General features: G+C 67.9%; 12 protein-coding genes and 1 pseudogene. 8 read left to right on the top strand and 5 right to left on the bottom strand.

The annotated features are described in order from the left end of the window. Positions 1-35 precede the first annotated feature (35 nt). The 6 genes and pseudogenes from fadD3 to RCP80_RS01995 all read left to right on the top strand — a co-directional run. Positions 36-1,619: a 3-((3aS,4S,7aS)-7a-methyl-1,5-dioxo-octahydro-1H-inden-4-yl)propanoate--CoA ligase FadD3 gene (gene fadD3 / locus RCP80_RS02020; RefSeq protein WP_308480753.1), complete on the top strand. Its 1,584-nt coding sequence runs from the start codon at positions 36-38 to the stop codon at positions 1,617-1,619. Then, on the top strand, positions 1,619-2,764 hold the full coding sequence (locus RCP80_RS02015; protein WP_308480752.1) for an acyl-CoA dehydrogenase family protein: 1,146 nt from the start codon (positions 1,619-1,621) through the stop codon (positions 2,762-2,764). The genes fadD3 and RCP80_RS02015 overlap by 1 nt, the downstream gene beginning before the upstream one ends. Continuing rightward, positions 2,761-3,720 (top strand): acyl-CoA dehydrogenase family protein, encoded by a 960-nt coding sequence (locus tag RCP80_RS02010; protein ID WP_308480751.1) that lies wholly within the window; start codon positions 2,761-2,763, stop codon positions 3,718-3,720. The genes RCP80_RS02015 and RCP80_RS02010 overlap by 4 nt, the downstream gene beginning before the upstream one ends. Then, positions 3,717-4,685 carry an acyl-CoA dehydrogenase IpdE2 gene (ipdE2, locus tag RCP80_RS02005; protein ID WP_308480750.1) on the top strand — a complete coding sequence of 323 codons (969 nt, stop codon included), beginning with the start codon at positions 3,717-3,719 and terminating at the stop codon, positions 4,683-4,685. Before RCP80_RS02010 ends, ipdE2 begins: the two co-directional genes overlap by 4 nt. 44 nt (positions 4,686-4,729) lie before the next feature. Beyond that, positions 4,730-5,848, top strand: a complete 1,119-nt coding sequence (locus RCP80_RS02000; protein WP_308482665.1) for a pyridoxal phosphate-dependent aminotransferase — start codon at positions 4,730-4,732, stop codon at positions 5,846-5,848. Between the two features lie 136 nt (positions 5,849-5,984). Continuing rightward, positions 5,985-6,224, top strand: a pseudogene (locus RCP80_RS01995) (alpha/beta hydrolase); the annotation flags it as partial. A 525-nt stretch (positions 6,225-6,749) separates the two neighbouring features. Here RCP80_RS01995 and RCP80_RS01990 read toward each other — a convergent pair. The 5 genes from RCP80_RS01990 to hsaA form a co-directional block, all read right to left on the bottom strand. Then, on the bottom strand, positions 6,750-7,568 hold the full coding sequence (locus RCP80_RS01990) for a DUF4344 domain-containing metallopeptidase (RefSeq protein WP_373693501.1): 819 nt from the start codon (positions 7,566-7,568) through the stop codon (positions 6,750-6,752). Between the two features lie 126 nt (positions 7,569-7,694). After that, complete coding sequence (gene hsaB, locus RCP80_RS01985; protein WP_308480747.1) at positions 7,695-8,261, bottom strand: 3-hydroxy-9,10-secoandrosta-1,3,5(10)-triene-9,17-dione monooxygenase reductase subunit; 567 nt, start codon at positions 8,259-8,261, stop codon at positions 7,695-7,697. Positions 8,262-8,264: 3 nt separating this feature from the next. Then, entirely contained in the window at positions 8,265-9,167 is a 903-nt protein-coding gene (hsaC, locus tag RCP80_RS01980; RefSeq protein WP_308480746.1) for an iron-dependent extradiol dioxygenase HsaC, read from the bottom strand. Continuing rightward, a complete protein-coding gene (hsaD, locus tag RCP80_RS01975; protein ID WP_308480745.1) occupies positions 9,167-10,054 on the bottom strand; it encodes a 4,5:9,10-diseco-3-hydroxy-5,9,17-trioxoandrosta-1(10),2-diene-4-oate hydrolase in 888 nt (295 codons plus the stop codon). The genes hsaC and hsaD overlap by 1 nt, the downstream gene beginning before the upstream one ends. Then, positions 10,054-11,244: a 3-hydroxy-9,10-secoandrosta-1,3,5(10)-triene-9,17-dione monooxygenase oxygenase subunit gene (hsaA, locus tag RCP80_RS01970; RefSeq protein ID WP_308480744.1), complete on the bottom strand. Its 1,191-nt coding sequence runs from the start codon at positions 11,242-11,244 to the stop codon at positions 10,054-10,056. Before hsaA ends, hsaD begins: the two co-directional genes overlap by 1 nt. 218 nt (positions 11,245-11,462) lie before the next feature. Between hsaA and RCP80_RS01965 the strand changes: the two genes are divergently transcribed. Both RCP80_RS01965 and RCP80_RS01960 read left to right on the top strand, forming a co-directional pair. Continuing rightward, positions 11,463-12,533 (top strand): ferredoxin--NADP reductase, encoded by a 1,071-nt coding sequence (locus RCP80_RS01965; protein WP_308480743.1) that lies wholly within the window; start codon positions 11,463-11,465, stop codon positions 12,531-12,533. A 24-nt stretch (positions 12,534-12,557) separates the two neighbouring features. Next, a complete protein-coding gene (locus tag RCP80_RS01960) occupies positions 12,558-13,136 on the top strand; it encodes a hypothetical protein (protein ID WP_308480742.1) in 579 nt (192 codons plus the stop codon). Positions 13,137-13,197 lie beyond the last annotated feature (61 nt).

The raw sequence follows: 13,197 nt of genomic DNA, 5'->3' as shown, positions 1-13,197 counted from the left end.
GGCGCGGAGCCTGGCATGAATCCCAGAGGAGCACGATGTCGACACCCGGCGGGCAGGGACGTGGCGAACCGGGGTCCGGCCCTACGCAGACCACGCCCGCGGTGCTGGACCGCATTGCGCGCGCGCTGCCCGATCACCCCGCCGTCGTCACCGAGGATCTGACGCTGACCTATGCCGAATTGCGTCATGAGGTCCGCCGCGCCGCCGCGGCGTTCATCGACCTCGGCGTCGGCGCCGGCGACCGGGTGGCGCTCTGGTCACCGAACACCTGGCACTGGGTGGTGGCGTGCCTGGCCACGCACTGGGCCGGTGCCGTCGTGGTCCCACTGAACACCCGCTACACCGCCGGTGAGGCCGCCGACATCCTGGCGCGCACCGAGGCGCCGGTCCTGATCGCGATGGGCGAATTCCTGGGCACCGACCGGGTCGCCGAACTGGACCGCTCCGCATTGCCCGCGCTGCGGCACATCGTCCGGGTCCCGGTCGACGCCGACGACGGCACCTGGGATGAGTTCATGGCGCGCGGCGCCGATCCGACTCGCGTCGAGGCCGCCGACGCCCGTGCCGGCGCCGTCAGCCCCGACGATGTCTCCGACATCCTGTTCACCTCCGGCACCACCGGCCGCAGCAAGGGTGTGTTGTGCGCGCACCGGCAGTCGCTGGCCGGCCCGGCCGCATGGGCGGCCTGCGGTCAGGTCGCGTCCACCGATCGCTACCTGTGCATCAACCCGTTCTTCCACAACTTCGGCTACAAGGCCGGGATCCTGGCCTGCCTGCAGACCGGCGCCACCCTGATCCCGCAGCTGACCTTCGATCCCGAACAGACCATGCGTGCGGTGCGTGACCACCGCGCCACGGTGCTGCCCGGACCGCCCACCATCTACCAGACCCTGCTCGATCACCCCAACCGCGACCAGTACGACCTGTCGTCGCTGCGGTTCGCGGTGACCGGCGCGGCGGTCGTGCCCGTGGTGCTGATCGAGCGGATGCAGTCCGAACTCGACATCGACATCGTGCTCACCGCCTATGGTTTGACCGAAGCCAGCGGCTTCGGCACGATGTGCCGGGCGACCGACGACGCGGTCACCGTCGCCACCACGTGCGGTCGGCCCATCGCCGGGTTCGAACTGCGCATCGACGGCGACCCGGAGCCGGGCGGTGCGGCCGAGGTGCTGCTGCGCGGACCGAATGTCATGCTGGGTTATCTGGACGATCCGGAGGCCACCGCGGGCGCCATCGACGCCGACGGCTGGTTGCACACCGGCGACATCGGAACCGTTGACGCCGCGGGCAATCTGCGCATCACCGACCGTCTCAAGGACATGTACATCTGCGGCGGTTTCAATGTCTACCCGGCCGAGATCGAACAGGTGCTGGCGCGCCTGCCCGGCGTGGCCGAGGCCGCCGTGATCGGCGTCCCCGACGAGCGCCTGGGCGAAGTCGGCAAGGCCTTTGTCGTCGCGCTGCCGGACGCCGACCTCGACGAGCGGGCGGTGCTCGACTACACCCGTGCCCAGCTGGCCAACTTCAAGGTGCCCCGATCCGTGGAATTCCTTGCCTCCCTGCCGCGCAACCCCGGCGGCAAGGTGGTCAAACCGCAGCTGAGGGAAAGGGTCTGATGGATCTTCAGTTCACCGAGGAGACCGCGGCGTTTCGCGTCGAGGTCCGGGATTTCCTGGCGGCTCATCGCGCCGACTTCCCCACCGAGTCCTACGACACCGCAGCAGGATTCGAACAGCACCGCCGCTGGGACAAGATTCTCTACGACGCCGGCTTGTCGGTGATCACCTGGCCGCAACGCTACGGCGGCCGCGACGCCTCGCTGCTGGAATGGGTGGTCTACGAGGAGGAGTACTTCCACGCCGGCGCGCCGGGGCGCGCCAGCGCCAATGGCATCTCGATGCTGGCGCCGACCCTGTTCGCGCACGGCACCGAGGAACAACTCGAGCGCATTCTTCCGAAAATGGCCAGCGGCGAGGAGATCTGGGCGCAGGCCTGGTCGGAGCCCGAATCGGGCAGCGACCTGGCCTCGTTGCGCTCCACCGCGACCAAGACCGATGGCGGCTGGAAGCTGAACGGCCAGAAGATCTGGAGCTCCCGCGCACCCTTCGGCGAGAAGGCCTTCGGGCTGTTCCGGTCCGACCCGGAGGCGCAGCGCCATCACGGCCTGACCTATTTCATGTTCGATCTGAAGGCCGACGGCGTCACGGTGCGGCCCATCGCCCAGCTCGGCGGGGACACCGGATTCGGCGAGATCTTCCTCGACGACGTCTTCGTCCCGGACCAGGACGTCATCGGCGCACCGCACGAGGGCTGGCGGGCCGCGATGAGCACGTCGAGCAACGAGCGCGGCATGTCGCTGCGCAGCCCGGCGCGCTTCACCGCGGCCGCCGACCGGCTGGTGCAGCTGTGGAAGTCCCAGCCCGACGCCGGCATTCGGGACGAGTTCGGCAGCCGGGTGGCCGATGCCTGGATCAAGGCGCAGGCCTACCGGCTGCAAACCTTCGGCACCGTGACCCGGGTTGCCGCCGGCGGTGAGCTGGGCGCGGAATCCTCGGTGACCAAGGTGTTCTGGTCGGAGCTCGACGTCGACCTGCACCAAATCGCACTGGATCTGCGCGGCGCCGACGGCGAGTTGGCCGACAACTGGACCGACGGCTACCTGTTCGCCCTGGGCGGCCCCATCTACGCCGGAACCAACGAGATCCAACGCAACATCATCGCCGAGCGGCTGCTGGGTCTGCCCCGGGAGGCAAAGAAGTGAAGTTCGATCTGGACGATCAGCAGCGCGATTTCGCGGCGAGCATCGACGCGGCGTTGGGCGCGGCCGACCTGCCGGCCGCGGTGCGGGCCTGGTCCACCGGGGACACGGCCCCCGGCCGCAAGGTCTGGTCCACGCTGGCGGACCTCGGCGTCACCGCGCTCAACGTGGCCGAGGAGCACGACGGCATCGGCGCGCACCCGGTGGACATGGTCGTCGCCGGTGAGCGGCTGGGCTACTGGTGTGTGCCCGGGCCCGTCGCCGAATCGGTGGCCGTGGCGCCGGTGCTGCTGGCCGCCGGCCCAGACGGCGCCGAGCGCAGTGCCGCGTTGGCCGCCGGCGGGCTGATCGCCACCGTCAGCGCCCCGCTGCAACCCCGCGCGGTCAATGCCGATTTCGCCGGACTGACCCTGGTGGTCGACGGCCAGGTCCGCGACGGCAGTGTCGGCACCGGCCACGAGTCCGTCGATCCCAGCCGAAAGCTGTTCGATGTCACGGCATCCGGCCCCGGATGGGACGCCGACCTCGAACGCGCATCGCAGTTCGGGGCGTTGATCACGGCCGCCCAACTGATCGGCGCGGGGCAGGCCATGCTCGACGCCTCGGTCGAATACGCCAAGCAGCGCACCCAGTTCGGCCGCGTGATCGGTTCGTATCAGGCCATCAAGCACAAGCTTGCCGACGTGCACATCGCCCTGGAGTTGGCCCGCCCGCTGGTGTACGGCGCGGCGTTGTCGCTCGGCGACCGGAGCCTGGACACCGCCCGCGATGTCAGCGCGGCCAAGGCCGCCGCCGCCGAGGCCGGGCTGCTGGCGGCGCGCTCGGCGCTGCAGACCCACGGCGCCATCGGATTCACTCAGGAGCACGACCTGGGTCTGCTGCTGCTCCGCGCGCAGGCGCTGCGCTCGGCCTGGGGAGATCCCGCGTATCATCGCCGACGCGTACTGGAGGCGCTGTGAGTACAACCAACGAGGAACGCACGCTGCTGGTCCAGACGGTGCGCGACCTGGTCGCCAAACACGCCGGGCCCGAACAGGTTCGAACCGCCATGGCAGCGGAGGCCGGCTTCGACCGGAAGCTGTGGACGCTGCTGTGCGAACAGGTCGGTGTCGCGGCCCTGGTGGTGCCCGAGGAGTTCGGCGGCGCCGGCGGTGAACTGGCCGACGCCGCGGCGGTCATCACCGAACTGGGCCGCGCCCTGGTGCCGTCGCCGCTGCTGGGCACCACGCTGACCGAACTGGCGCTGCTGGCCGCCGACCAGCCGGATACCGAGACACTCGAACAACTGGCCGCCGGTGCGCTGGTCGGCGCGGTCGCGTTGGACCCCGACTATGTGCTGCACGGCGACGTCGCCGACGTCGTCGTGGGGCTGGGCGCGGACGGGTTGAGCCGGTGGACCGAATTCACCGCCACCGCGCACCCCACGATGGACCTGACGCGCCGGTTGGCCCGGGTGCAGCCGACCAGGACCGAACCGTTGGGCGTCGATCCGGGGCTGGCCGACACCGCCGCGATCCTGCTTGCCGCCGAATCGGTGGGGGCGGCAGCGCGCTGTTTGGAGCTGACCGTCGAGTACACCAAGGAACGGGTGCAGTTCGGTCGGCCGATCGGCAGCTTCCAGGCCCTCAAGCACCGCATGGCCGACCTCTACGTCAAGGTGCAGACCGCCGGCGCGGTCGTCGACGAGGCCGTCGCCAATCCGTCGTCGACCACCGCGGCGCTGGCGCACATCGCCGCCACCGAGGCCTTCGTCGACGTCGCCGCCGAGGCCGTCCAGATGCACGGTGGGATCGCCATCACCTGGGAGCATGACATCCAGCTGTATTTCAAACGCGCCCACGCCTGCGCGCAGTTGCTCGGGCAGCCGATCGAGTACCTGCGCAGCCTGGAATCCGAGGCCTTGGCCGCCCACGTAACCTCGTAACCGTGAAGACCGCGTTGCGAGCGGGCATCCCGCCGTTCTACGTCATGGACGTCTGGCTGGCGGCAGCCGAGCGGCAGCGCAGCCACGGCGACCTGGTCAACCTGTCGGCTGGCCAGCCCAGCGCCGGGGCACCCGAGCCGGTGCGCGCCGCCGCGGCCGCCGCACTGGCGGCCAACCAGCTCGGCTACACCGTGGCCCTGGGCATTCCCGAATTGCGCGAGGCGATCGCCCGCTCCTACGACAGCGCCCACGGCATTGCCGTGGACCCCGCGGACGTGGTGATCACGACGGGATCCTCCGGCGGCTTCCTGCTCGCCTTCCTGGCCTGCTTCGACGTCGGCGACCGGGTGCTGGTCAGCAGCCCCGGTTATCCCTGCTACCGCAACATCCTGTCGGCGCTGGGCTGCGAGGTGGTCGACATCGCGTGCGGCCCCGACACCCGCTTCCAGCCGACCGTTGCGATGGTGGCCGCGGCCCATGCCGAGGCGCCGCTGTCCGGGGTCGTCGTCGCCAGCCCGGCCAACCCGACCGGGACGGTGATCCCGCCGGCCGAACTGGCCGCGATCGCTGCCTGGTGCGACGAGACCGGGGTACGGCTGATCAGCGACGAGGTCTACCACGGCCTGGTGTACCCGGGCGCCCCGGCAACCAGCTGCGCCTGGAGCACGTCTCGAAATGCCGTGGTGGCCAACAGCTTTTCGAAGTACTACGCGATGACCGGCTGGCGGCTGGGCTGGCTGCTGGTGCCCGAGTCGCTGCAGCGGGCGGTGGACCGACTGACCGGGAACTTCACCATCTGCCCGCCGGTGCTGTCCCAGGTTGCGGCCGTCGCGGCGTTCACCCCGGAGTCGGTCGCGGAGTCCGAGGGCCATCTTGTGCACTACAGCGCCAACCGCACCCGGCTGCTGGATGGGCTGCGAGCGATCGGCCTGGACCGGCTGGCGCCCACCGACGGGGCCTTCTACGTGTACGCCGACGTCTCGGAGTTCACCACGGATTCCCTGGGTTTCTGCGAGAAGCTGCTGGCTGATACCGGCGTGGCGATTGCTCCGGGCATCGATTTCGATCCCGTACGCGGTGGTACCTACGTGCGGTTGTCGTTCGCCGGTCCGACCTCCGATATCGACGAGGCGGTGGGCCGGATCGGCGAGTGGCTGCGCTGAGCTGCAGTCACTGCCGCCACACTTGTACCGTCTCCGGACCCTGTTTCGGTCGCGGGGCGTCAAGCAATGATGACGTCCGCCTTGTCGGGGCCTCGACCCCAGCTCAGCCGACGCCGACAGTTCGGCCCTCGCCAGAGAACTCGACGCCGCCTGGGATCGGATGGGCGCGGACTTGCCGGGCCTGACGGTGCCGACGCTGGCCGTCCACGGCAGTGCTGACCCCATCGCCGCACCGGGAGCGGTGCGCGCCTACGCCGAGCAGATCGACGCACTGCAGTATCGCGAATTCGCGGGCGCGCGCCACGACGTCCTCAACGACACGGACCACCGGGAGGCCACAGCCGCCGTGATCGACTTCGTCGCCCAGCACAGCTGAGCCCAACCAGTGCTGGTGCTTCGTTCTCGTCACCGTTTGATGACGCCGCGCAACGAGTATCACCAACCCGCTAGAAACAGATGATGCTCATGTGGCTGTAGTGGCCGACGCTAGCTACGGATGCCAGCGCTAGGCGTTGTCTCCGCAAGTCCGGGACCGAACCCAACCGAAGTTATCCACAGGAGTTATCCACAGTGGGGATGAATCACACGGATGTTATTACCGGAGTCCAGCAGGGGTTGGATTGGCGATTGAGTATCGTCAACCTCATGCGTACCGCCGGCAAGTGGGCCATCCTCGGGACCGTCGCTGCAGCGGGCGCTCTTTTCCTCAGTTCCCCCGCGGCCGCAGATCCAAACGGACCACCGTGCGAGGGTCCGCTGGGATTTGTGTGCAGCATGGTGCCGATGATGCCCGAGCTCGAGGGCGACCTCGACCTGACGCAGCAGCAGCCGCCCGCCACGATCGACAACGAACATCAAATACCCGCCGACGTGTGTGCGATGGGGTGTGTCTAGTCGCTCGCTACTCGTCGCGCAGGTGTGGTTCCAGCATCTCGTACCAGGCCCGCGACATCCGGTCGAACTCGCCTTCGCAGGAGTCGGCACGATCCTCGGGCACCAGCTCCTGATCGACCATGTGGGCGTTGCCCTCGGGGTCTGAGCCATAGATCCAGCACTGGAAGTTGTACATCCGCGCCAGGTCGTACTCATGGACATCCCAGAACGGGAAGTTCTCGGCGCCGCCGCCGTCCTGCTCGCTGTACCCCTGGAACATCCTGGCGTAGGCCTGCGCCGCACGGATGTTCTCCGGGTCGACCTGCCCGTCATCGTCGGGCTGCAGCAGCAACACCGCCGCGAGTTGGTCGGCGACGTCCTCCTCCCGCCCGGTGAACGGCAGGTCGTAGAGATCGATCACCGCGTGACCGAGTTCGTGGTAGAACGTGGCGCGCTCGGCACCGAGCGTGGACCCGACGGGATCCTCGTCGCCGGCCGCTTCGAAGATGCGGTTGCTCAACTCGGCGTCTTCGTAGCAGATCGTCATCGCCTGCTCGCTCGGGCTCCAGAACGCATTGGCCTCGTCGCACTGCTGCCCGGTCACCGGCACATCCACGGGCAACAGCAGCATGTCGTTGACATCGTCGGCCAGGGCCTCGAGCAGGTTCGCCGTCGTGAGCAACGCACGGCCCTGCACCGCCTCGGCGGAGTCGGCGTCCTCATAGACGACGAACATCTCCCCCGACTCGACGGACTCGACCGGCGCCGCGGACACTTCCGCCGACTCGACCGGCGCCGGTTCGGCGGCCGGCGCGGCCCGGTCGGCCGCGCATCCGGCCATCGCCATCGCGGTCAGCACAGCGGTCGAGACGCCGAGGGATACTCGCGCGGGGCGTGGAAACAGCACGCCCACAGAATGACACGGACGCGATCGACGTTTCAGAATTTCCGAACGGCGGTGCGGCGAGTCGGGTTACAGCCAGGTGTCGGCCGTGGTGGCGGTGATGAACGCCTCCAGGTCGTTGCGCCAATCGGCCGGGGTGTTCTTGTCCGGTTCGATCCCGGTGTACTGACCGCGGTAGAACAGCAGCGGCCGCGGCTTCTTCTTCGACTCCTCGGACAACGAATGCACCGCACCGAAGACGACAAAATGATCGCCGCCCTCGTGCACCGAAGCCACCGTGCAATCGAGGTGTGCCAACGCGCCCTTGATCATCGGTGCACCCAGCGGGGACGGACTCCAGTCGATACCGGCGAACTTGTCGGGCTCACGGGATCCGAACCGCGCCGAGACGTCCTTCTGCTTCTCGTGCAGGATGTTGACGCAAAACCGCCCGCTGGCCTCGATCGCCGTCCAGGACCGCGAAACCTTGGTGGGACAGAACAGGACCAACGGCGGGTCCAACGACAGTGCCGCGAACGACTGGCACGCGAATCCGATCGGCGCGTCCTCGTGCACCGTCGTGATGATCGTGACTCCAGTGCAGAACTGGCCGAGGGCGTTGCGGAACGCCCTCGGATCGATCTCGGCACCGGCCATCAGTTACTTGAACCCGATGCTGAAGTCGTGGCCCCACAGGCTGACGGCGGTGCTCTCCCGGGCGACCCAAGCGTCATCGTCCTCGACTTCGAGCCCTTCGCAACCGAATTCGACGTCGAACCCGCCTGGGGTCTTCATATAGAACGACAGCATCTTGTCGTTGACGTGCCGGCCCAGCGTCGCCGACATCGGCACCTTGCGACGCAACGCGCGATCCAGGCACAGTCCCACGTCGTCGCTGCCCTCCACCTCCATCATGAGGTGGACGATGCCGCTGGGGGTCTCGCCGGGCATGAACGCCAGGCTGTGATGACGCGGGTTGACGCCGAAGAACCGCAGCCACGCCGGATCACCGTCGGCGGGCCGACCCACCAACTGCGGCGGTAGCCGCATCGAGTCGCGCAGTTTGAATCCCAGCACGTCGCGGTAGAAGTGCAGCGATTCCATGTCGTCGCGGGTGGTCAGGACCACGTGCCCCAGGCCCTGTTCCTCGGTGACGAACTTGTGTCCGTACGGGCTGACCACCCGGCGATGTTCGAGCGCCACGCCGTGGAACACCTCGAGCGTATTGCCGGAGGGGTCGTCGAACGTGATCATCTCATCGACCCGCCGATCGGCGAGCTCGACGGCGGTGGCTTCCTTGTAGGGCGTGCCCTCCACGTCCAGGCGCTGCCGGATCTCCTGCAGCCCTGCGGCGTTGGCGACCTCCCAGCCGGACTGCAGCAACCGGTCGTGCTCACCCGGCACGATCACCAGACGCGCGGGGAACTCGTCCATCCGCAGATACAACGCACCCTCGGTGCTGCCGGTCCCCTCGACCATGCCCAGCACCTTGAGTCCGTACTCGCGCCAGGCCGCCATGTCGGTGGCCTCGATGCGCAGATACCCCAGCGAACGGATGCTCATCAGGTACCTCCCAGAAAATCGATCGTGAGCTTGTTGAACTCATCGAACTTCTCCAACTGCGCCCAATGTCCACATTGCCCGAAAACGTGCAGTTGTACCCGCGGAATCTGCTTGACCGCGACCAACGCGCCGTCGAGCGGGTTGACCCGATCCTCGCGACCCCAGATCAGCAACACTGGTTGGCGCAGCTTGTAGACATCGCGCCACATCATCCCGAGCTCGTAGTCGGCCCCGGCGAAGGACTTCCCCATGGCCTTGGCGGCGGCCAGCGAATCCGGGGCGCTGGCGATCGCGAACCGTTCGTCGATGAGCTCCGGGGTGATCAGCTTCTGGTCGTAGACCATGATCCGGAGGAACTTTTCGAGGTTCTCCCGGGTGGGTTCCACGGTGAACTTGCCCAGCAGCTTCACCCCCTCGGTGGGGTCCGGCGCGAACAGGTTCGTGGACAGTCCGCCCGGACCCATCAGCACCAGCCGGCCGGCGCGCTTGGGATTGTCCAGCGCAAACCGCACTGCGGTGCCGCCGCCCAACGAATTGCCCACCAGCGGCGCCCGTTCGATCCCGAGCTGGTCGAACAGGTTGAGCAGCGCGGTGGCGCTGTAGCGGTTGTACTGCTCGTGTTCGGTGTGCTTGTCGGAATGCCCATAGCCGGGCTGGTCGACGGCGAGCACCCGGAACTGGCGGGCCAGCACCGCGATGTTGCGGCTGAAGTTCGACCAGCTCGACGCGCCGGGTCCGCCGCCGTGCAGCAGCACCACCGGCGGCGCCGACGGATCGCCGGCCTCGTGGTAGTGCAACCGCATGTCCGGTCGCACCTGGGCGAACCGGGATGTGGACTCGAAGGTGATCTCGTGCTGCTGGGCAGCTTCGGTGGCGAATTCCGTCATCAGACCATGGTGTCGGCGGGTGGCAGGCCGAACTCGTTGTTGCCGAAGATCAGGTAGGCCCGCTCCGGGTCGTTGGCCGCATGCACCCGGCCGGCGTGCGCGTCACGCCAGAACCGTTGCACGGGCGCGTCATTGGCCAACGCGGTGGCTCCCGAGGCCTCGAACAGGCGGTCGATGGAGGCGATTGCGCGACCGGTCGCGCGGACCTGGTCGCGGCGGGCGCGGGCCCGCAACTCGAACGGGATCTCCTTGCCCTCGGTGAGCAGGGCGTACTCGTCGCCGACGTTGCCGATCAGCTGTCGCCAGGCGGCGTCGATGTCGCTGGCGGCCTCGGCGATGCGGATCTTGGCGAACGGGTCGTCCTTGGCCTTCTCCCCGGCGTAGGCTGCCCGCACGCGCTTGCCCTGATGCTCGACGTGGGCGTCGTAGGCGCCGTAAGCCATCCCGACGATCGGTGCCGAAATGGTGGTGGGATGCACTGTGCCCCAAGGCATCTTGTAGACCGGCGCGGTGTTGGTCGCATAACCGCCGGCGGTGCCGTCGTTCATCGCCTTGTAGGACAGGAAGCGGTGCCGCGGCACGAACACGTCCTTGACGACGACGGTGTTGCTGCCGGTGCCACGCAGACCGACCACGTGCCAGACGTCGTCGATCTCGTACTCGGTGCGGGGAATCAAGAAGCTGCCGAAGTCCACGGGGCGGCCGTCCTTGATCACCGGTCCGCCGAGGAAGGCCCAGGTCGCATGGTCGCAACCCGAGGACCAGTTCCAGGACCCGTTGACGATGTAGCCGTCGCCCGCCTCGGTCACGGTGCCGGCGCCCATCGGGGCATACGACGACGACACGCGCACGTTGGTGTCCTGGCCCCAGACCTCTTCCTGAGCCCGCTGGTCGAACAGCGCCAGGTGCCAGTTGTGCACGCCGACGATGCCGGCGCACCAGCCGGTCGATCCGCAGGCGCTCGCGAGCCGTCGCACCGCCTCGTAGAAGACCGTCGGATCGCACTGCAGGCCGCCCCACTGCTCGGGCTGCAGCAACTTGAAGAACCCGACCTCCTGCAGCGCCTTGACGTTCTCGTCGGGCAGCCTGCGCAGATCCTCGGTCTCCTGGGCGCGCGCACGCAGGGCGGGCAGCAATTCGTCGATGCCGGCTAGGACCGACTGCGCGTCACGCTGTTGAATGGTCGTCACTGGATTGCCTCCCAGGCGGGCTGATCGGAGAACGCTGCTCGAGGGTGAGTCGAGATCAATCAAGACTAGAACACGTTACGATTCATGTCGAGTAGCCCATGCCTGCAACGGCTGGACCTGCAGGGGGTCATTTCTGTAACCTGTTCTAGTTAGCTCCTGATTTCGGAATCGCGGTGCCGCCGTTTGTGCTCGGCGGCACGGCTTGAAAGGGTGTACCGGTGACCGACGAGCCGCTCGGCAGCCACGTGCTGGAACTGCAGGTGGTCGATGTCATCACGGAGACCGAGGACGCGCGCTCGCTGGTCTTGCGGGTCCCGGACGGTCCGGGCGCCGTCGAGATCCCCGCCGAGCGGCTGCGCTACGCGCCCGGACAGTTCCTCACGCTGCGGGTGCCCAGCGATCGAACCGGGTCGGTGGCCCGTTGCTATTCGCTGTGCAGCTCGCCGTTCACCGACGACGACCTGACGGTGACGGTCAAGCGCACCGTCGACGGCTACGCATCGAACTGGCTCTGCGATAACGCCCATGCCGGCATGCGCATCCATGTGTTGGCCCCGTCGGGCACCTTCGTGCCCAAGTCACTGGACGGCGACTTCCTGTTGCTGGCCGCCGGTAGCGGCATCACGCCGATGATGGCGATCTGCAAGTCGGTGCTGTCGCAGGGGTCCGGCCAGGTGACGCTGGTCTACGCCAACCGGGACGAGAAGTCGGTGATCTTCGCCGCCGCACTGCGCGAACTCGCCGCCGAATACCCCGACCGGTTGACGGTGGTGCACTGGCTGGAGTCGGTCCAGGGCCTGCCCGGTGCGCCGGCCCTGGCCCACTTGGCCGCCCCGTATACGACGCGGCAGGTCTTCATCTGCGGGCCCGGACCGTTCATGGCGGCCGCCCAAGACGCGCTCAATACGCTCGAGGTGCCCGGCGACCAGGTGCACGTCGAGGTGTTCAAGTCGCTGGACAGCGATCCGTTCGCCAAAGTCGTCATCGACAGCGGCGCCGACGATGACCAACCGCCGGCGACCGCGGTGGTGACCCTGGACGGGCAGACCCACGAGCTCAGCTGGCCCCGTTCGGCCAAGCTGCTCGACGTGCTTCTCGACAAGGGGTTGGATGCCCCGTTCTCCTGCCGCGAGGGCCATTGCGGCGCCTGCGCGGTGCTGCTGAAGGAGGGCGCAGTCGACATGGACGTCAACGACGTCCTGGAGCAATCGGATCTCGACGAAGGGCTGATCCTGGGTTGCCAGGCGCGTCCGAAGTCCGATTCGGTCGAAGTCACCTACGACGAATAGCGGACGGGACTACGTTCAGTGACCATGCAACGGCGACTGACCTCGGCCCTCGCGGGCCTGCTGCTCCTGGGGAGCCTGATGGTGCCCGCCACCGCGACGGCGGCCAGCGACGGCGCGGTGAGCTCGATTCCCGTCGACCCGGTGACGCAGTTGGAGCAGCACATCAACGCCGACTGCGTGCTGGCCGAGGGCCGGTGCTTCTTCAACACCCGGGCCAACCTGCTGACCCCCGACGGTCCGATCCCGTTGCCGCCGGACACCTGGGCCCGACAGACGATCACGCTGCGCAGCATGGATCGCAACGTGTGGCAGGAAGCCGAATACAGCGCCCCGGCCCACACGCCGCGGAGCACCAAGGGCGCCAATCACGACAACGTGTTGTCGAAGATGCTGCGATCGCTCAACAACGTCGAGATTTCCGTCACCTACTTCGGTGGCGGCTCCTTCGAGCGCTTCCAGGTCGACGGCAGCTCGGTGCCCACCGACTGGACCAGCGGCCGACCGGCCACCGGCTCGGACTTCATCGCCTGCTCGACCATCCACGTCGTCTACGGCGCGGTGAACATCACGTCCCCGAACGCCTGCGCGCACACCAAGTTCTAGCCCGCCGACACCGCGGCCGATCGACGCGAGAGTGCGAAATCGTCCGTCCGCGCGGCGCGTC

The organism is Mycolicibacterium sp. MU0053 (assembly GCF_963378095.1).
Classification (GTDB): domain Bacteria; phylum Actinomycetota; class Actinomycetes; order Mycobacteriales; family Mycobacteriaceae; genus Mycobacterium; species Mycobacterium burgundiense.
The sequence above is the reverse complement of the archived record's forward strand: the minus strand, read 5'-3'. Positions and strand labels throughout refer to the sequence as shown.

What these genes read in the sequence shown, in the direction of transcription:
- fadD3 (WP_308480753.1), top strand. Translation starts at nt 36, where the DNA reads ATGTCGACACCCGGCGGGCAGGGACGTGGCGAACCGGGGTCCGGCCCT.
- RCP80_RS02015 (WP_308480752.1), top strand. Translation starts at nt 1,619, where the DNA reads ATGGATCTTCAGTTCACCGAGGAGACCGCGGCGTTTCGCGTCGAGGTC.
- RCP80_RS02000 (WP_308482665.1), top strand. Translation starts at nt 4,730, where the DNA reads ATGGACGTCTGGCTGGCGGCAGCCGAGCGGCAGCGCAGCCACGGCGAC.
- RCP80_RS01990 (WP_373693501.1), bottom strand. Translation starts at nt 7,568, where the DNA reads ATGGCGATGGCCGGATGCGCGGCCGACCGGGCCGCGCCGGCCGCCGAA.
- hsaB (WP_308480747.1), bottom strand. Translation starts at nt 8,261, where the DNA reads ATGGCCGGTGCCGAGATCGATCCGAGGGCGTTCCGCAACGCCCTCGGC.
- hsaC (WP_308480746.1), bottom strand. Translation starts at nt 9,167, where the DNA reads ATGAGCATCCGTTCGCTGGGGTATCTGCGCATCGAGGCCACCGACATG.
- hsaD (WP_308480745.1), bottom strand. Translation starts at nt 10,054, where the DNA reads ATGACGGAATTCGCCACCGAAGCTGCCCAGCAGCACGAGATCACCTTC.
- RCP80_RS01960 (WP_308480742.1), top strand. Translation starts at nt 12,558, where the DNA reads ATGCAACGGCGACTGACCTCGGCCCTCGCGGGCCTGCTGCTCCTGGGG.